Here is a 19776-nt window from a genome sequence, read left to right as displayed (position 1 = left end):
GATAGCCGGGTATTCTACGCCTTGCCGACTCCGACCCCATACACCCGCGCATGCCCGATTTCGTTCTGTTCCAACGCGACGACTGCCACCTTTGCGACCAGGCGCTGGCCCTTCTGGCCGAAGCCCGGCTGCCGGATTTCCACAGTGAGTGGATCGACGACGACGAGGGGCTGGAAGCGCGCTACGGCATCCGCGTTCCCGTGCTGCGCCGTGCGGATGGGGCAGAACTGGACTGGCCGTTCGACGTGGAAGCCGTGCGCGCGTTCGCGGAAGGCTGACCGGCTGTTGTTTGTCGCAGGAGCGCGCTCCTGCAAGGGTGGTCAGGCGTGACGGGTCTTCAACCGCTTCAGAATCTCCTCCCGCGCTTCGCGCAGGATCGAGTCGCGGTCCAGGCTGGCCACGATATCCGCGACAGCGCGTTTCGCGCCGTATTCGCCCCATGACTTGCCCGCGACCAGATAGCGCTCGGCGGCGCGGCCGATGAGGACGGTCGCATACCAGCCGAGTGCGCCCTGCGCGGCGGCGGTGACCACAATGGAAAGGCCGCCGCTCAGTCCCTTCAGCGCCGACGCGGCTAGTTGCATGCCCCAGATGGCACCCATCAGGGCGGCCAGTTGCGCCGAAATCACGGCGACAAGCCGCCCGGACTCGCTGCGGGTCAGCGGCAGGCCATAGACGCGGCTCAACTGAACCACCATGGCCGCGTCCAGGCCGGCGGCGACCAGAAGGTCGGCCACCGGCACCGGATTGAGCGCCACCGCGACGCCCTTCGCAATGCAGTACTGCCTGATGAGGCGACCGGCCAGATCGCGGCGCGCCGTTGCGATCCGTTCGCTGACCTGGTCGGTCAACCGGCCGGCGAACAGACCCGCGTTGACTGACGACAATGCCTTGCCCTCGCGCTCGGCGATGGCTAGCAGGCGTTCGCGCAAGGCGCGCACATCCGCCGGCATGGCGCGTTCGTGTCGTACTTCGCGACCGCGTTCGTCCACTTCGACAAAGACTTTCGGCGAGGGAAGCGCGGCGACGCCGATCACGTCTTCGGGTCGCACGAGGCCTTTCGTATGCTCGCGAAGACGTTCGAGCAAGCCCTCGCGTTCGTCGTCGGTATAGCGATCGATCTTGTTCAGCGCGACGATCAGCGGACGTCGCGTTTCGGCCAGCGTGCGCAGCGCATCGCGCTCCTCGCGGGTCAGGTCGCCGTCGGCGACGAAGACCACCAGGTCGCTGACTTCGGCGACTTCGAAAGCGAGGTGCTCGCGTTCCTCGCCACCCAGTTCGTTGATGCCGGGCGTGTCGATAAGGACCAGCCCATCGTGCGCGGCTTCGTCGAGGCGAGCTGGATTCGCGTCGGTCGTCGTGCCGTGCAGCACGCCTACCGTGAACGCTCCGCGCCGGAGCAGCGCATTGCCCAACGCCGACTTGCCCGCCGATACCCGGCCGAACACGGCGACATGCAGTTCACCGTTTTCGATGCGCGCGAGCATGGCCTCGATGCGCGCGAAATCGTCCGCCAGGGACGTGCGCACATCGGCGGGAATCGAGGGATCGTCGAGCAGGTCGCGCAGGCTTCGGGCCACGCCGTCCGCGGTCGCGGGCGAGGGTGGCGAGGAGGATGGCGGCGTGCGTGCGCGACTTGCGAAGCCGCGCACGCGATCCCAGAAAGACGGCATGCGTACCTTGCTTACTTCGGCAGCAGCTGGAGGTTACCGTTGATCTCGACTGCGTCGGCGATCGTGCCGGTGTCCTTGTATTCGCCGCTGCCCACGCCGAAGTCCAGGCGCTTGACCGCACCCTTCACCGCGAGGGTCGCGCTGCCGGTTTTCGGTGTGAACGTCACGATAAGGTCGACGGGCTTGGTCACGCCGTGCAGCGTCAGGTTGCCGTGCGCCGTAATCGCGCCGCTGGCGTCCTTGGTGAAACCTGTCGTGAGGTAATGCGCCTTCGGGAATTTCGATGCATCGAAGAAATCGCTGCCGGGCAGCGCACCGTCGCGATCGGCATCGCCGGTCGTTGCGCTGGCGACATCCACCGTCACGTCGAATTTCGAGGAAGCCAGATTGGCCGGGTCGTAACTGATCGCCGCGGTGAACTTCTTGAAGGTGCCATCGAACTGCGCACCCTGGAATTTACCGCTGAAACCGAGCGTGCTGGCAGGCTGGGCAGTGTAGTCGGCGGCATGCGCGGCGACGGGCAGGGCGAAGGCAAGGCCCAGGGCCAGCATGGGGCGGAACATGGACGTCATGGCGTATCTCCGGGTGGGACGGGTGGGGCGGAGCGACGGGTGCGGGCGAAAGGCAGCATGCGGCGCAGCGTATCGTCGCGATCGATCAGATGATGTTTCAGGGCGCCGCCGATATGGGCGACGAGTACCAGGCAGAGGAACCAGAACAGGTATTCGTGCACGGAACCCATCAGGTCGGACAGTCCGGGATTCTTTTCCACCAGCGCGGGCAGGTTGAACTGCTTGAAGAATTGCAGCGGATAGCCGTGCGCCGAATTGAACAGCCAGCCAGTCAGCGGCAAGGCGACGATCAGCAGGTACAGCAGGCCGTGAACCGCATGCGCGGCAATCTGCTGCCAGCGCGGCGCCGGCTCGTCGGGCGGGCGGCGATCCACGGCGCGCCACAGCAGGCGCAACAGGAACAGCGAAAGCACGGTGAGGCCGATCGATTTATGCAGCGCGAACATGTTGATCTTGTTCAGCGACGGCTTCAGTCCGTCCATCCACAACGCGAAGAAGCCGTTGCCCAGAATCAGCAGCGCCATCAGCCAGTGGAAAAACTTGGTGACCGGACTCCAGCCTGTGGGGTTACTGCGTAGCGCCATGGGCGGCCTCCTTGGGTGACGAAGCGGATGGTGTTTTTTCGTCCGTACGAATGGCTTCCGCCTCGATCCAGACGGCGACGCTCTGCCCGATGGAATTCGGATTGCCGGTCATGCCGAATACGGTACGGTCGAGCGTGGTCGTACCGGAGAAACCGGCCACGGTATGCAATCCGTAAATGGTGCGGCCGACCCGGTTCAGGCGAAAGGCGATGTCGATGGGGTGGGTGATGCCGCGCAAGGTCAGGTTGCCGTGCAGCACGCCATCGCTGTCGCCGCGACGTTCGACCCCGGTGCTGACGAAGCGTGCCCGCGGCGACGTGTCGGCGGCGAGGAGATCGGAACCACGAACGGCCTTGTTCCATGCGTCGTCGCCCATGTCGACTTTCGACAGGTCGATGGTGAGTTCGGTACTGGAACGCGACCAGTCCGCGTCATCGAAACGCAGGACGCCGTCGGCGATCGGAAGACGGCCGAACGGGCGCGAAAAACCGTTGTGGGTCACGCTGAAAACCACCTGGCTGTGCACGGTGTCGTAGCGATAGGTCGCCGTGTCGGCCCACGTCGTGCCGGGCAGCGCGAGTGCGGCAATGAGGACGTAGGCAAAACGCATGCGGCGATCCTCCATTCCGGTAAGCATGGGCGAAGAAAACAGTGTGGCCGAAGGCGGGCGGTCATGCCAGCGGGGGAAGGGGGAACGGATTGTTCGCCGAACGATAGCAACCTGAACAGGCGGGTTCTTGTAGGAGCACCCTCGCGGATTGTAGGAGCTCGCTTGCGAGCGAAAGCCAACGGAGCGGCGACGATGTGGACTGCATTCGCAGCCAGACGGCCGGGCTTGCGGATGTGAGCATCAGGTTTCCTCGTTTCATCGGCTTTCGCTCGCAAGCCCGCTCCTACATCGCATCTTTGTTACGTAACGCGTCGCTGGTCAGCGCGGCCAATCGGCGTAGCCGCGAGCCATCCTCATCCTGCAGCAGGTCTTTCATCCGGTCCGTCGCGTCGCGCTGGTCCAGGGTCTGGCATTGGGCCAGCGATGCGGCCAGCGCCTTGCCCAGGCTGTCGAAAACCAGCGCATAGGCGAACGCGTGCAGCACGCCGCCGCCCAACGTGCCCAGACCGGGGAACGCCTTGAGCGCGTTGCCGGCGATAGCCAGGACGATGGACGTCCCCGTACGCAGCGTTAGCCGCGCCTGGCGGACGAGTTCTTCGACCTGGACGTCGCTGACCCGCACGTCGTAGAGGGCGGCCAGCGCCCGCACGAGCCCGGCCGCGAGCACGCCCTGGATCAGCAGGTCGCTGCCGGGCGCCACGGCGGCCATCGCGCCGACGATGGCCCGGCGCGAGTAGCGCGTGACGATGCGGGAGGCTTCCGCGGCACGCACTTCGGCTTCGCGCTCGCCGGTTTTCTGGTGCAGCCCTGCCAGGACCGCGTTCTGCCGTTGCGCCTCGAGGCCTTCCGCACCTGGCGCGAGAACGCGATCCAGCGCGTCGTAAAGCGGGGCGAGCTGCGGGCGGCGCTGGCGTTGCACCTGTTCGATCGTCCCGTCCGCCAGTTCGCGGGTGAAACGTTCCGTGCCGCCGGCGCTGATCGCGATCACCGTATCCGGAATCCCATCCGCCTGCGTGCGTAGCCGTGCGGTCAGGGTCGCGCGTTCGGCGTCCGTCCACTGGTCGGCCTTGTTGAGCGCCAGCAGCATGGGTTTCCCGAAGTCGCCAAGCCAGCGCACGTCGGCGGCCTGGGTGCGGGACAGGTCGCCGGCACACAGGTACACGACGGCATGCGCGCGAAGGACTTCGTCGCGGGCCATGCGCTCGACCGCTTCGCCGTCCGCCTCGTGGCTGCCCGGTACGTCGGCGAGAGTCAGCGGACGCCCGTCGGGAAGCTGGCCTTCGTAATGACCGACCTCCCGGGTGGTGCCGCCAAGCACGTCGGACGGCGGCGAGGTACCCGGACACAACGCGGCGACAAGGCTCGACTTGCCGGTGGAGATGTCTCCGAACAGGGCGACGTATACGCGCTCGCCGGCGCGCCGGCGGTCCAGTTCCCTCAGTTCGGCCGACAGGTCCCCGGTGTCGCCGCCCAACCGGGAGACCGCCTCGATACGCGTTTCCAGGGTCGACCGGTCCGGGGCGCTGACCGGACGTCGCGCGGGGTGTCGGCCGAACAGCCACCACAGCACGCCGCCGCCCGCGATCAGGAAGATAGCGAGGATGACGGCGATAACGATGCGCAGCGCTTCGGGCAGCGTCATGTAGCGCTGCGCCAGGCTCAGCAGGCGATCGAACGCGGCCAGGACGAGCCAGGCGAGGGCCGCCAGGCCGATGGCGGAGATGAGCAGACGCATGCGTCGGGACATGGCCGCATTCTAGCCGCCCCTTGTGTCGGATTAGCCCTACACGATCCGGCGTGGCATGATCGGGGTCGCATAAGGAATTGCAGAATCATCATCATGCCCGCCACGAGATGGATGCTCGTCGCCGCAGCCGCGCTTTTTGCCTCGCGGTCTCCGGCAGACATCGCGCCGCCGCAGCCGACCCCCCAGTTCCGCAGCTACAGTCTCGGCCAGGGCCTGCCCAGCAGCGAGGTGCACGCCGTCGCCCAGGACCGGACCGGATATATCTGGGTCGGCACGGCGGCTGGCCTGGCCCGTTTCGACGGCGTCGAATTCGAAGTCCATGCACGCGATGTATCGCGTCCCGGTTCGCTGCCTTCGAACCGGTTGTCGACGGTCTTCGTGGATGCAGCCGATCAGGTGTGGACCGGCGGCAAGGACACAGGTCTCAATCGCTACGATGCATCGGCAGGTACGTTCCGGCAGTGGCATCACGATCCGGCGGCCCCCGGTAGTCTTTCCGAAGACCATGTCACGGCGATCGCGCAGACGCGGGACGGCGCGATATGGGTCGGCACGGCACGCAGCGGCCTTCAGCGCCTGCGAAAAGACGAGAACGGTTTCGATCGTCCCGCGCGCGAACTGGGCGCCGCGGACGGTCCGCCGACCGATGCGATCCGCAGCCTTTTCGCCACGGCGGACGGCGGACTGCTGGTCGGCAGCGATGCGGGGCTGGAGCGCGTCGGTACCGATGGCCGTATACGCCGGATCGTCTTCGAGAACGGCGTCTCGCCGCGGGTCAATCGCATCGATGGCGACGAGCGCGAGGTGCGTATCGCCACGGATATCGGGCTCTATCGTCTGGTCGACGGCATGGCGTATCGCGATATGCGGATTCCTGCCGTGGCGATCGATGCATCGCTGAGCGACACGCACGGCATGTTGTGGATCGCGACGGCCAAAGGCCTGCACGTGCTCGACCGGTACGGCCGTCTGGACCTGATCGAAGGAGCATGGACCGCGAAAGGCGGTTTGCCGGGGCGGACCGTGCGCCAGATCATGGAAGATCGCGAGCACGGCGTGTGGTTCGCGCTCAGCGACGGCGGGCTTGCTTACCTGGGACCCTCGTGGGACGACTTCACGCGCTTCACGAACATTTTTACCGACACGCATGGCCTGCCCGGACTCGCGGCAACGGCGGTCGCGGCACGGGGCGACGACAAGCTGTGGATCGGCGGACTGCGTGGATGGATCCGTCTTTTCGATCCGGCGACGGGAGCCGTCGAACGTGCCTGTACCGTCGGCTCCGTGCGTGTCGAAGCGTTACGCCAGACCGACGATGGCCGGCTGTGGGTCGGGACGAGCGCGGGTCTTTATCTGTATGACAAGCGGCGTGTACGTCGCGTGGCGCCAGGACAACTCCGCGGCGCGGTGACGGGTATCGTCACACGTGGCGACGGAACGCTTTATGTTGCCTCGTCGATCGATGGCGTTTTCGAGGTCGATACGCGGTCGCTTACGGCTACCCCGCTTTTTTTCCAGTCTCCGCGGCGCGGTCAGAACGAAACGCGCGAACTGACCGTCGTGCAGGGAAGACTCTGGCAGGCGAGCTCGGCCGGGCTCGCTCGTCTGGACGATGCGACGGGGCAGATGCGCTTCGTCGACGGCGTGGCACCGGGACGCGCCAACGCGGTGGAGCTCGACGAGGAGGGCTTCTGGCTCGCACGGCCCGACGCCCTCGAGCACTATCGCTGGAAGGGCGAGGTCGCGATGCTGGACAGATCGATCGCGGCGAACGAAGGCTGGCCGTCGCCGGATGTACTCGGCTTGCGGCTGGATGCATTGGGACGGCTGTGGATCTATGCGCACACGGGTGCGTGGCGTTTCGATCCTTCGACATCGCGCTTCCGGACATTCGGTATCGCCGACGGACTGGCCAGCGTGGAGTTCACGGCGGGCGCCACTGTCAAACTGCGCGACGGCACGGTGTACGGCACGACGCTGGGCGGCGTGGTGGGCTTTCGTCCCGACCGGCAAAGCGATCACGTGAAACCTCCACCCGTATTGCTGGTCGATGCCAGCGTCGCTCGCGATGGCTCGCGTATCGCCGTTCCGCTGGATAGCGGAACTCTCGTTCTTCGCTGGGACGATCGCGACTTGCGAATACGTGCGCGCACGCTTTCCTATAGCAGTCCCGCGCGTAACTGGCACGAATTCGCGCTGACGAATCGCGACGGTGCGCGACTTTCCCGTACCGGCCCCGGAGGAGTACGGGAGTTCGAATGGTTGGCGCCGGGCTTCTATTCGCTGCACGTGCGCGGCGGCGGTGGAGACAGCGACATGGGCGAACTGGCGAAGCCCCTGACGATCATCGTCGACGCGCCGCCGTGGAACCGGTGGTGGGCCTGGACGCTCTACCTGGCCTGCGGACTCGCTCTGATGCTGGGTTTCGCGACCATCGCGCACCAGCGCCAGCGCCGGGCCATGACGATGCGGCTGGCGCAACAGCAGAGTGCGCTGGCGGTCGAAGCCAGTCAGGCCAAAACCGAATTCATGGCGACGCTCGGCCACGAACTGCGCACGCCGATGACAGGCGTGCTCGGTATGGCCGAACTGCTAGCGCAGACACCGCTGGATACCGTGCAGCACGGTTATGTCGATGCGGTGCGGCGTTCGGGGACGCTTTTACTCCGGCTGATCAACGAAACACTCGACCTCACGCGCATCGAAGCGCGCCGGCTCGTACTCGAATCCGAGTGTCTGCCGGTACGCGCGACTGTCAGGGAAGTGGTCGATCTGGCTGCCGCCGCGGCGAGGGAAAAGCATCTGGTGCTGGACGCCAGCGTGGCCGGCGATGTACCCGAACGTATCCGCGGCGACGCCACGCGCATTCGCCAGATACTGCAGAATCTGCTCAACAATGCCGTGAAATTCACGGATCGGGGTGGCATCGCCGTCGCGGTATCGCGACAGGCCGGCCATATCGTGTTCGACGTTTCCGACACGGGACCCGGCTTGTCCGACGAACTTCGTTCGCGATTGTTTCGTCGCTTCGAACAAGGGGCATCGCCACAGCGCAAACAGGGTGCTGGGCTGGGGCTGGCGATCTGTCGCGAACTGACCACCCTGATGGGTGGCAGCATCGAAGTGGACAGCGCGCTCGGTCGAGGCAGCCGTTTCAGGGTGCGGCTGCCGCTGACCGAATGCACGTGCGTGTCTCCCGCACCGGCGTTGCCGTCTTGTCAGCCGGTGCCGGGTCGACGTCTTCGGGTACTGCTGGTGGAGGACGACGCGACGGTCGCGGAGGTCATCGTCGAATTGCTGCGGCGGCGCGGACACGAAATCACCCACGCGAGCGATGGACTGGCGGGTTTGACGGAGCTTTCGTGCCGCCCGTACGATTTGATGCTGCTCGATCTCGACCTGCCGGGCATCGACGGATTCGAGGTCGCGCGCATGGTCCGGCGAATGGACGGTATGGAACAGTTGCCGATCGTGGCCGTGAGCGCTCGCTCGGTGGGCGACGAGGCCAGCGCCACCCGTGCGGCCGGGATCAATGGTTTCGTCCGTAAACCGATGAGCGGTGCGGATCTCGACGCCGTGCTCGAAGCCCCCAGGTGAGGAAGGGCCGGACTGCGCGAACGCCTACACGACACCATGGCGGCCGCCCCGTCGAAAACGGCCGCGATCCCTGCGCTTACTCAGATTTTTCGGGCAGCTCCCGATTGCGCACGTGTCATCATCTGGCTCGCATAAGGAATTGCGCATGCCAAGACTGCTACCCACGAACGGGATGTTCGCACTTGCCTTTGGGCTGATCGCTTCCGGGCTGATTTCATCCGGACCGATCTCGTCCGCGTCTGCCGTCGATGTTTCGGCGCCGCGGCCAACACCGCAGTTCCGCAGTTATGGTCTTGCGCAGGGACTTCCCAGCAGCGAGGTCTATTCCGTTGCGCAGGATAGCCGTGGATTCTTATGGATCGGCACGGCGACGGGTCTCGCGCGATTCGACGGTGTGCGATTCGAGACGCGAGCACGCGATGGCAGCGGTCCGGCAGCGACTTCCGCCACGACCGGGCTGCTCGTCGACAGCAATGGTCGCGTGTGGACGGGGTCGGGCAGTGGACTTCAGCGCCACGATGTTTCCGAGAACCGGACGCAGCGCTGGCAGCACGATCCGGACGACACGAGCAGTCTCTCCGACGACGATGTGACGTCGCTGGCGCAGACGCTGGATGGCTCGTTGTGGATTGGCACGGCGCAGACGGGACTCAATCGTATGCGCGCCGACGGTTCCGGCTTCGAGCGTTTCGGTCGCGGCCATGTCGGCGACGGTCCCGCATCCGACATCGTCACATCGCTCTTCGCGGACATCGACGGCCGCCTCTGGATCGGAAGCCCCACGGGTGTCGACGTGATGGACACCGACGATCGCTTTCATGCGGTCCGGTTCGCCGACGACGGGCCCCATCGCGTCAATCGCATCGATGGCGACGCGTCCGGTCCGCGTATTGCGACGGACCGCGGACTGTATCGGGTGGATGCAAACGGGGTCGCGCATCGCGACAACCGTTTGCCTGCCGTGCCGATCGACGCGTCGCTTGCCGACAGTCACGGTCTGCTGTGGGTTGCGACGGCGATGGGGCTCCATTTGCTGGACCGCCACGGCCGCGTGCATCCGCTACCGGCGCTGTGGACCGCGCGCGGCGGTTTGCCGGGACGCACCGTGCGTCAGATTCTGGAAGACGACGAGCACGGAATATGGTTCGCACAGAGTGACGGAGGACTCGCCTACATCGGTCCCTCCTGGGACGACTTCACCCGCTTCAGTCACATACCGACCGATGCGGCCAGTCTGCCGGGTCGAACGGTAACCGCCATCGCGGCGCATGGCGCCGACCGGCTATGGGTTGGCGGCATGCGTGGCTGGATCAGGCGTTTCGATCCGGTGACGGGGCGAGCCGAAGGAACGTACGACGTAGGTACGTCGCGTATCCAGGCGCTGCATGAAGGAGCGGGCGAGCGGTTATGGGTGGGAACGGCCAATGGCCTGCACCTGCGCGAATCGGGACAAGTGCGCTCCATCGCGCCGGGACGCATCGACCGCGCGGTCACGGCCATCGCGGAAGTGCCTGACGGTCGCGTGTTCGCGGCTGTCCTGGCGCGTGGCGTATTCGTCATCGATCCGCAGTCGCTTGCGGTCAGTCGCGTGGCCTTCGCCGTGCCCGCGCGTGGAAACACGGAAACGCTTCAGCTCGAATTCGTCGGGGGCAAACTCTGGCACGCCAGTACCGCGGGGCTGGCGCGCTGGGACGATGCAACGGCCACCCTGCGACCCGTCGACGGTGTGTCGAAGGGCAGGGTGAATGCCTTCGAGCTTCACGAGGGCGGATTCTGGCTGGCCAGACCCGATGCCCTCGAGCACTACGCGATACGGAACGGCGTGGCGGTTCTCGACCGTGCCGTGACGGCGACGGACGGCTGGCCATCGCCCGATATCCTCAATTTGCGGCTGGATTCGCTGGGCCGTCTGTGGGTTTATGGGCCGACCGGCGTCTGGCGCTTCGATCCCGGCACGGGCCGGTTCCGTCCCTTCGGCGAGGCGGACGGTCTTTCCAGCGGCGAATTCACGAACGGCACGACGGTCATGCTGCCCGACGGCACGATGTACGGCGCTACGCTGAGCGGACTGGTCGGATTCCGCCCCGACCGGCAAAGCGATCACGCGCGGCGGCCTCCCGTCGAAGTGGCGGGAGCGAGTGTCGCCAGGGGAGGCACGCGCGTGGCGCTGCCGATCGTCGACGATACGATCCGGCTGGGCTGGAACGATCGCGACGTTCGTATTGCCGCGCGGGTGTTGTCCTACGTCGATCCTTCCGCCAATAGTTATACGTTCTCGCTGGAGACGGCCGGACATGCGACGTCCCTCTCGGTCGGCGCTTCGGGGATCCGCGAATTCGCGCACCTCGGCGCCGGTACCTATCGTCTGTCCATTTCCGGTGCCGCGCGCGATGGCGTACGTGGCGAGCTGGCCCGGCCTCTTACGGTGATCGTCGACGCGGCGCCCTGGCTGCGCTGGTGGGCATGGACGTCGTACGTGCTTGTCGCGCTTGCCATCGTGGTTGCCTTGGTCGTGGCGTCGCGCCGTCGTCTGCACCAGTCGCTGTCGCTGCAGTTTGCCGACCAGCGCCGCCGCCTGGCCGAAGAAGCCAACGAAGCGAAGACGGACTTCATGGCGACGCTCGGGCATGAAATCCGTACGCCGATGACGGGCGTGCTGGGGATGGCCGAACTGATGGGGCTCACATCGCTGACCGCTACCCAGCGAAGTTATGTCGACGCATTGACCCGGTCGGGCGAGCTCCTGTTGCGACTGGTCAACGAGGCACTGGATCTGACCCGCATCGAGTCGCGTCGGCTGGTACTGGAAACCACGTGTCTTTCGACGCGGGACATCGTGGCGGAAGTGGTCATGCTTGCCCGCGTGTCCGCACGGCACAAGAACCTGCTACTGGAGAGCAGCTTTTCCCCGGACGTTCCCGGACACATTCGCGGCGATGGCACGCGCATCCGCCAGATATTGCAGAACCTGCTTGGCAACGCGGTCAAGTTCACCGACGCCGGCGCGGTGACCCTGGCCGTTTCGCGCGATGCCGATCATCTGATCTTCGACGTAACGGATACGGGGCCCGGCATTTCCGATGCCTTGCGTACGCGCCTGTTTCGTCGTTTCGAGCAGGGTGCGTCGCCGCAGCGTGCGCTGGGATCGGGACTCGGTCTTTCCATCTGTCGCGAGCTGGCCTTGCTGATGGGCGGCCGGATCGACGTCGTGCCGGGAGTCGAAGGCGGGACGCGTTTTCGGGTGCGTTTGCCATTGGTGGAGTGTTCGTGTGCCAACCGTTCGCCACGGCCCTTCGGGCTCGCGCATGGCGATACGACAAACCCCGTCTCCGTCCTGATGGTCGAGGACGATCCCACCGTGGCCGACGTCATCGGCGGCCTGTTGCGCGAGCGCGGCCATGACGTCACGCATGTTGTCGATGGTCTTGCGGCGCTGGCGGAACTTCCCTGCCGGCGTTACGACCTGATGCTGCTCGATCTGGATCTGCCGGGTATCGACGGCTTTCAGGTCGCGCGGCTGGTCAGGCGGATGGATCACTACGCCACGCTGCCCATCGTTGCCGTGAGTGCGCGATCCATAGGCGACGAAGCGGACGCAACGCGCGAGGCGGGCATGAACGGGTTCGTACGCAAGCCAGTGCGGGGCACCGATCTCGACCAGGTCATTGCGCAATGGAGTCACGCGGCGGCATAGACTGCCGCCGCGCCTGTCACATGTCGTGCTTGGTGACGGTGAAACCGCCACGCTTGTAATCCTGCCAGCGAACGCGGGACCCGTCGCGTTCGGCGGGATCCGCGGCGACGACTTCCAGTACGCGGTCGTACTGACCGGGCGCGCAGGTATCGCGCAGGTTGATGACCAGCGGCCGGTCCGCCGTGTCGACGCCGGGCGGCACGATGAGTACCGCCGTGGCTTCGTCGTCGTCGTCGCCCGCGAGCTGGTGCGGAATATAGGCGTCTTCATCGAACGACCAGAGATATTCGTCCACCGCCTCGGCCTGCGGAAAGTCGCGGGTGAGGATCAGCGTGAGCTGACCCGCCGCATGAGCGCGGCGGGCAAGCTCGCAGACGAGTAGCAACGGGTCCTCGCGAAAGCGAGGTTTGTCGATAAGGTAGAAATCGGCGCGACGCATGGCGGCTGCCTGCGCTTAACCGTTGCAGCGATCGAGAAGCCACTGGGCCAGCAGGGGCACCGGACGACCCGTCGCCATGCCCTTGCGGCCTTCGTCCCACGCGGTGCCGGCGATATCCAGATGCGCCCAGCGCTGGCCTTCGGTGAAACGCGCCAGGAAGCAGCCGGCCGTGATCGCGCCCGCGTACTTGCCGCCGATGTTCGCCACGTCGGCGAAGCCCGAGTCGAGCTGGCTCTGGTAGTCGTCCCACAGCGGCAGGCGCCATGCACGGTCGAGCGTGGATTCGCCCGCGGCGAGCAGTTCGGCCGAGAGGTCTTCGTCCTTCGTCATCAGGCCGCTGGCGTGCTTGCCCAGGGCGACGACGCAGGCGCCGGTGAGCGTGGCGGCGTCGATGATGGTGTGCGGCTCGAAACGCTTGCCCGTGTAGGTAAGCGCGTCGCAAAGGATCAGACGGCCTTCGGCATCCGTGTTCAGTACTTCGATGGTCAGGCCGGAAAGACTGGTGAGCACATCGCCGGGACGATAGCTGGCCCCGTCGGGCATGTTCTCGACAGCCGGGACCACGCAGACGAGGTTCAACGGCAATTTCATGCGCACGGCGGCCACGAAGGCGCCGAGGACGCCCGCGGCGCCGCACATATCGAACTTCATTTCTTCCATGCCCGGGCCGGGCTTCAGGCTGACGCCACCCGTGTCGAAGGTGATGCCCTTGCCCACGAAAGCATACGGACGCTCGCCGGCCTGACCGCCGTTCCACTGCAGGATGACCAGTTGCGGCTCATTGGCCGAACCGCGTGCCACGGCGAGCAGGGAGCCGAAGCCCTCTTTTTCCATCGCCTGCTGGTCCAGGACCTCGAAGGTGACACCTTCGTTCGCATCGGCGAACGCGCTGGCCTGATCGGCGATGTAAGCCGGATTGCAGATATTGGGCGGCAGATTGCCGAGTTCGCGGGCGAAACGGACGCCTTCGGCGATGGCGCGGGCCTGGTCGAGGCCGGCGGTCGCCTCGCCCGGCGCGACGAAAGTCACCGACTTGAGTTCGTGCGGCGGGGCCTTGTCGCGCGGCTTGAACGTGGCGGTATAGCGATAGGCGGCGTGGTCGGTCGCCAGCGCGGCAACGCGAACGCGCCAGGCCGCATCGCGGCCCGGGACCTCGATTTCGGCCAGCCAGGAGACGGCTTCGTCCACCGGCAGGCGGCCGATGGCACGTGCGGCTTCGAGGCAAACGCGCTGGTAGCGGGCGGCATCGAACGACTTCTGGGCGCCGAGGCCCACGACGAGTACGCGTTTTGCCGCGATTCCGGCCGGGTGGAGCAGGGTGGTGACCGCGCCGGTCTTGCCGGTCACGTCGCCGCTTTCGACCAGCCGCTTGATGGCTCCGTTGGCTGCCGTGTCCACGCGCGCCGCGGCGCTGGTCAGGATGCCGTTCTCATAGACGCCGACCACCGCGACGGCGGTTTCGGCTGATTCGGGAGCGATGGAACCGAGGCTGAACTGAAGCGTCATAATTACGTACCCTGCTAAAGCCCTCCGGGGGCCGGACAGGCTAGACTTGAGGTTTGTCGGCCGGAACCGGCCCGGCATGAACCGGTAATTCTACCAAATGCTGAGCATCCTAGACCGATACTTCCTTCGCGAGCTCGCCTATGGCGTGTTCGCCACAGCCGTCGTGCTGCTGGTGATCTTCGCCGGCGGCGCGTTTGCGACCGTGCTTCAGAAGGTAGCCAACGGCAGCATCCAGCCGACCATCATGTTCCAGGTCCTGGGCCTGCAGATGGTCGATCTCCTGTCCATGCTGCTGCCGATGTCGGCTTTCCTGGGAACCCTGATGGCCCTGGGGCGCATGTATCGCGAGAGCGAAATGCACGTGCTGGCGTCGTCCGGCATGGGCCCGCGCGGCATGCTTCGTCCGGTCACGCTGCTGGCGGCCATCACCACGGTCGCGGTCGGCACCGTGTCGCTCTGGCTCGGCCCGCTCGCCTCGCGTACCAGCGACCAGCTGATCGCCGCCGCCAATCGCTCGGTCATCGCCGCCGGTCTCGACGCCGGCCGGTTCACGGAGCTGCCCGGAAAGGGGGGCATCATCTTCGTGGATACGCTCAGCCGCGACGGCACCAAACTGGGCAAAACCTTCATCGCCACCGACCGCGTCGATTCCAACGGGAACCCGCAGGTTCGCGTCGTCAATGCCGAACACGGGCAGATGTATCAGGAAAGCGACGGCGAAAGCCGCTTCCTGGGTCTTTCCAATGGCTGGCAGTTCGAAATTCCGCTTGCCGGCGACAACTGGCGCCGCATGAAGTACGAGCGCAACGACATTTCGCTGTCCACGGTGGGCGAGGACGAGCAGGACACCGATCCGTCGCACGAGCTGACCACCGCCCAGCTCCTCACGAGTCGCGAGCCGGATGCCCTGGGCGAGTTCGTATCGCGCGTGGCCGCTCCGGTCAGCACGCTGGTTCTGATGATGATGGTGCTGCCGATGTCGCGGCAGGCGCCGCGCGACGCCCGTTATGGCCGTCTGCTTATCGCGGTGCTGGCCTATTTCCTTTACGTCATCTGGCAGCTGATCGCCCGCGCGCAGATACTGAAGGGACACCTGCATACGTCGGCACCGATCTGGGTGTTGCATCTGGCGGTGTTCGCTGTCGCCGCATGGTTCTTCTGGCGACAGTACACGCCGCGCCGCGCCGCGAAGAGGACCGCCTGATGTTCGGCATCAAGCGCGCCGACCGCCTCATCGGCATGAGCGTCCTCGGGACGCTGCTCCTCGTCTGGCTGGTGTTGACGGGCTTCGATGCGCTGACGCAGTTCGTCCGCCAGCTCGGCAACATCGGCAAGAACGGTTTCACGCTATACGACGCGATTGCCTACATCCTGCTGACCATTCCGCGGCGCATGTACCAGATGTTCAGCAACGCCGCCCTGATCGGCGGCCTGCTCGGTCTTGGTGGCCTGGCGGCCAGCGGCGAACTGACCGCGTTGCGCGCCGCCGGCATGTCGAAGCTGCGCATCGCTACGTCGGCGGCCGGCGTGATCGCGGTGCTGACGGTGGCGGTCATCGTCATGGGCGAGACCGCCGCGCCTTATGGCGACCAGCATGCGCAGGCCATCCAGGTGCGCATGCGTTCGAGCAATCTCGGCGCGACAAGCAGTGGCTTGTGGGCGCGCGACGGAAAACGGTTTATCAATGCCAAGTCCGCGATCGCGACGCAGGAAGGCGAGCGCGATACGGTCAAGCTGGTCGACGTGCGCGTATTCGAATTCTCCGACGACGGACAGGTGAAGCAGTTCGCGCACGGCGACAGCGCCGTGCACGACGGTAGTCAGTGGGTGATGACGAACGTGCGCACGACGACGCTGGACGATACCGGCACGCATGCACAGCACGAGGACACAGCGCGTTGGGATTCGCATCTCAATCCGCGTGTGCTTGAGCAGTCGGTCATCCATCCCGAATATCTGTCGATGGGCGATCTGCGGCGCAACATGCGCTATCTGGAAAACAACGGGCAGAATCCCGGCGCGTACGCGGTGGCGTACTGGGGCCGCGTGCTGTTCGGTTTCAACGTACTGATCCTGGTGTTGTGCGCGATGCCGTTCGCCTTCGGTTCGCTGCGTTCGGGCGGACTTGGCAAGCGCCTGTTCATCGGCATCATCCTGGCCATCGGCTGGTACTTCCTGCAGGGCGCGATGGTGAACTTCGGCACGGTCTACGGACTGCCGCCGCTGCTGGCGAACCTGTTGCCGCCGTCGTTGCTGGTGGTTGGGGCGTTGGCGTATTTCAGGCGATTCGGGTAAGGCGGATCGGGCACATGCTTCGTCGCGCGCCCCCCACTACCGCACCGGACAGAGCCCTCACCGTCGTTCCTGCGTAGGCAGGAATCTAGTGTGGTGCAACGGGTTATCGCGGGGCGCCTGATCATGCTCTTTATGCCGGCGTACAAAAGCATGACCCTACGCGGTCGCTAAACCTGTCGCACCGCACTGGGCCCCTGCCTGCGCAGGGGCGACGGTGGGGCATAGGGAAGGTCTTCTTAACCCAGCCGCTGCGCCTGCTCCCGCATGGCATGGGCCTGCGCGTTCCAGTCGGCGATGCGCTGACGTTCCTGTGCAACCACCTCGGCCGGTGCGTTAGCGACGAAGTTCGCGTTGCCAAGCTTGGCTTCGCACTTACGCACTTCACCTTCCACGCGTGCGATTTCCTTGGCAAGACGTGCCTTCTCCGCATCGGCGTCGATAAGCCCGGCCAGGGGAATCAATACACGCAACGTGCCGACCACGGCCACGGCAGCAGCGGGTTCGTCGCTGCCTTCGATCCACGTCGGCGTTTCGACGCGACCGAGGAACGCGATCTGTGCGGCGAATTTCGCAGCGCGGGCACGATCCGTGTCGGTACCGTCGGCGAGCAGCAGCGGAATCGTCTTGCCCGGCGAAATGTTCATCTCCGAGCGGATACGACGCACGCCGGTCAGGACGGACTTCACCCATTCGACTTCCGCCTCGGCGGCGTTATCGCCGGCGATGTCGGTTGCTTCCGGGTACGGACGCAGCATGATCGTGTCGCCTTCGATGCCGAGTACCGGGCGCACGTTCTGCCAGATTTCCTCGGTGACGAAGGGAGTCATGGGATGCAGCGCGCGCAGCAGGGTTTCCAGCACCACGGCAAGCGTATGACGGGTGGACGCGGCTGCCGCGGCGTCGTCGCCGCCGAGCGCGGGCTTGGACAGTTCGAGGAACCAGTCGCAGAAGTCGTTCCAGGTGAACTCGTACAGCGCCTGTGCGGCGAGATCGAAGCGGTAGATGTCGAGCTGGTTTTTCACTTCGCCCAGCGTGTTGCGCAGACGCGTGAGAATCCAGCGCTCGGCTTCCGTCGCGGGCGAGGCGACCGGCGCGACCGCGCCTTCGCCAAGATTCATCAGCACGAAACGCGAAGCGTTCCATAACTTGTTGCAGAACGCCTTGTAGCCAGCGGCGCGTTCCAGATCGAACTTGATATCGCGACCGTGTGTGGCGAGCGAGGCGAACGTGAAACGCAGCGCATCGGCACCGAAGGCGGGGATGCCATCGGGGAATTCCTTGCGCGTCGCCTTTTCGATCTTCTCGGCCATCTTCGGTTGCATCAGGCCGCGCGTGCGCTTGTCGACCAGTTCGTCCAGCGTAATGCCGTCGATGAGGTCGAGCGGGTCGAGCACATTGCCCTTCGACTTGGACATTTTCTGTCCGTCCTTGTCGCGGACCAGGCCCGTGACATACACGTCGCGGAACGGCACTTCACCCGTGAAATGATCGGTCATCATGATCATCCGGGCGACCCAGAAGAAGATGATGTCGAAGCCAGTGACGAGCACGTCGGTCGGCAGGTAGCGATCGAAACCGAGCGCCTTCTGCGCGTCGGCATCCGGCCAGCCGAGCGTGGAATGGCTCCACAGCGCCGAACTGAACCATGTTTCCAGCACGTCGTCGTCGCGGCGCAGCGCGCCGGTATAACCGTTCGCCGCGGCACGCTCGCGCGCTTCGTCGTCGGTGCGGGCCACGACGATGTCGCCGGCGTCGGTGTACCACGCCGGGATGCGGTGACCCCAGGTCAGCTGGCGGCTGATGCACCAGTCCTGGATGTTGCCGAGCCAATGGCGATAGGTGTTGATCCAGTTCTCGGGTACGAACTTCACGTGACCCTGCTCGACGATTTCGAGGCCGCGCGCCGCGAGGGTGTCCATACGGACGAACCACTGCCACGTAAGGAACGGCTCGATGACCTGGCCGGTGCGGTCGCCGCGCGGCACCTGCAGCTTGTGCTTCTTCGTCTCGACGAGGAAGGTCTGTTCTTCCAGGTCGGCGAGCACGGCTTTGCGCGCCACGTAGCGATCGAGACCCCGGTACTTCTCGGGCGCGTTGTCGTTGATCTTCGCCTCGTCGGTGAAGATGTTGATCATCGGCAGGTTGTGGCGCTGGCCGATGGCGTAATCGTTGAAATCGTGCGCGGGCGTGATCTTCACGCAGCCGGTGCCGAAGTCCTTCTCGACGTAATCGTCGGCGATGATCGGAATCTCGCGATCCGACAGCGGCAGTTTCAGCATGTGGCCGACGAGGTGCGCATAGCGCTCGTCTTCCGGGTGCACGGCGACGGCGACGTCGCCCAGCATGGTTTCCGGACGCGTGGTCGCGACGACGAGCTCGCCCGAACCGTCGGCCAGCGGATAGCGGATCGACCACAGCGAACCGTCTTCTTCCTCGCTGACCACTTCAAGGTCGGAGATGGCCGTCTTCAGCACGGGGTCCCAGTTGACCAGTTTCTGGCCGCGATAGATCAGGCCCTCCTCGGACAGGCGCACGAAGGTCTCGACGACGGCCTGGGACAGGCCTTCGTCCATCGTGAAACGTTCGCGGGTCCAGTCGCCGGAGACACCCATGCGGCGCATCTGGCGTCCGATCGTGTCGCCCGATTCGGCCTTCCACGTCCACACGCGATCGATGAACGCTTCGCGGTCGAAGTCCGAGCGCTGCTTGCCTTCGGCGTTCAACTGGCGCGTGACGACCATTTCGGTCGCGATGCCCGCGTGGTCGGTGCCCAACTGCCACAGCGTGTCGAAACCGCGCATGCGGTGGTAACGGATCAGCGTGTCGATGATGGTGTGCTGGAACGCATGGCCCATGTGCAGCGTGCCGGTCACATTCGGCGGCGGCAGCATGATCGTATACGGCGTTCCCTTGCCCGAAGGCTTGAAATAGCCATTGGATTCCCAGCGGGAATACCACGTCGACTCGATCTGGCTGGGCTCGAAACTCTTGTCCATGCGGTGCTCTTGGCTGGCGCCGGCTTGCGGGCGCGCGTGAATAAACTAAAGACCTTGCATTGT

Annotated in this window: 13 protein-coding genes; 5 read left to right on the top strand and 8 right to left on the bottom strand. The window is 65.4% G+C overall.

Translation table 11 applies throughout. From position 1 onward, the window contains the following. The first annotated feature begins 50 nt into the window (after positions 1 to 50). On the top strand, positions 51 to 278 hold the full coding sequence (locus tag EC912_RS04415; protein WP_132141944.1) for a glutaredoxin family protein: 228 nt from the start codon (positions 51 to 53) through the stop codon (positions 276 to 278). A 42-nt stretch (positions 279 to 320) separates the two neighbouring features. Here the strand turns inward: EC912_RS04415 and EC912_RS04410 are convergent, their stop codons facing one another. The 5 genes from EC912_RS04410 to EC912_RS04390 form a co-directional block, all read right to left on the bottom strand. Further along, entirely contained in the window at positions 321 to 1673 is a 1353-nt protein-coding gene (locus tag EC912_RS04410) for a GTP-binding protein (RefSeq protein WP_132141943.1), read from the bottom strand. An 11-nt stretch (positions 1674 to 1684) separates the two neighbouring features. Further along, positions 1685 to 2245 carry a YceI family protein gene (locus EC912_RS04405; protein WP_243649151.1) on the bottom strand — a complete coding sequence of 187 codons (561 nt, stop codon included), beginning with the start codon at positions 2243 to 2245 and terminating at the stop codon, positions 1685 to 1687. Further along, positions 2242 to 2829: a cytochrome b gene (locus tag EC912_RS04400; protein ID WP_132141942.1), complete on the bottom strand. Its 588-nt coding sequence runs from the start codon at positions 2827 to 2829 to the stop codon at positions 2242 to 2244. The genes EC912_RS04405 and EC912_RS04400 overlap by 4 nt, the downstream gene beginning before the upstream one ends. Then, positions 2813 to 3439, bottom strand: coding sequence for a YceI family protein (locus EC912_RS04395; RefSeq protein WP_243649149.1), 627 nt, complete (start codon positions 3437 to 3439; stop codon positions 2813 to 2815). The genes EC912_RS04400 and EC912_RS04395 overlap by 17 nt, the downstream gene beginning before the upstream one ends. Before the next feature lie 283 nt (positions 3440 to 3722). After that, positions 3723 to 5186 (bottom strand): GTPase, encoded by a 1464-nt coding sequence (locus EC912_RS04390; RefSeq protein WP_132141941.1) that lies wholly within the window; start codon positions 5184 to 5186, stop codon positions 3723 to 3725. A gap of 93 nt (positions 5187 to 5279) precedes the next feature. Here EC912_RS04390 and EC912_RS04385 point away from each other — a divergent pair, with 93 nt between their 5' ends. After that, entirely contained in the window at positions 5280 to 8783 is a 3504-nt protein-coding gene (locus EC912_RS04385; RefSeq protein ID WP_132141940.1) for a hybrid sensor histidine kinase/response regulator, read from the top strand. 145 nt (positions 8784 to 8928) lie between these two features. Then, positions 8929 to 12477 (top strand): hybrid sensor histidine kinase/response regulator, encoded by a 3549-nt coding sequence (locus tag EC912_RS04380; protein ID WP_132141939.1) that lies wholly within the window; start codon positions 8929 to 8931, stop codon positions 12475 to 12477. Positions 12478 to 12493: 16 nt separating this feature from the next. Here EC912_RS04380 and EC912_RS04375 read toward each other — a convergent pair whose 3' ends face one another. Together EC912_RS04375 and EC912_RS04370 are read right to left on the bottom strand one after the other, a co-directional pair. Next, the gene (locus tag EC912_RS04375) at positions 12494 to 12916 is read right to left on the bottom strand and encodes a DNA polymerase III subunit chi (protein WP_132141938.1); all 423 of its coding nucleotides are present in this window, start codon (positions 12914 to 12916) and stop codon (positions 12494 to 12496) included. A gap of 15 nt (positions 12917 to 12931) precedes the next feature. Then, the gene (locus EC912_RS04370; protein ID WP_132141937.1) at positions 12932 to 14422 is read right to left on the bottom strand and encodes a leucyl aminopeptidase; all 1491 of its coding nucleotides are present in this window, start codon (positions 14420 to 14422) and stop codon (positions 12932 to 12934) included. A 97-nt stretch (positions 14423 to 14519) separates the two neighbouring features. On the opposite strand from EC912_RS04370, the gene lptF reads away from it, so the two are divergent. Together lptF and lptG are read left to right on the top strand one after the other, a co-directional pair. Further along, positions 14520 to 15626: an LPS export ABC transporter permease LptF gene (lptF, locus tag EC912_RS04365; RefSeq protein WP_132141936.1), complete on the top strand. Its 1107-nt coding sequence runs from the start codon at positions 14520 to 14522 to the stop codon at positions 15624 to 15626. After that, positions 15626 to 16717, top strand: a complete 1092-nt coding sequence (gene lptG, locus EC912_RS04360) for an LPS export ABC transporter permease LptG (protein ID WP_132141935.1) — start codon at positions 15626 to 15628, stop codon at positions 16715 to 16717. The genes lptF and lptG overlap by 1 nt, the downstream gene beginning before the upstream one ends. Positions 16718 to 16953: 236 nt before the next feature. On the opposite strand, the gene EC912_RS04355 is transcribed toward lptG, so the two are convergent. Continuing rightward, positions 16954 to 19713, bottom strand: coding sequence for a valine--tRNA ligase (locus EC912_RS04355; protein ID WP_132141934.1), 2760 nt, complete (start codon positions 19711 to 19713; stop codon positions 16954 to 16956). Positions 19714 to 19776 lie beyond the last annotated feature (63 nt).

Source organism: Luteibacter rhizovicinus, from assembly GCF_004342265.1.
In the GTDB taxonomy this organism is placed as follows: Bacteria; Pseudomonadota; Gammaproteobacteria; order Xanthomonadales; family Rhodanobacteraceae; genus Luteibacter; species Luteibacter rhizovicinus_B.
Note: the sequence above shows the minus strand (reverse complement) of the source record. Positions and strands in the feature narration are given on the sequence as shown.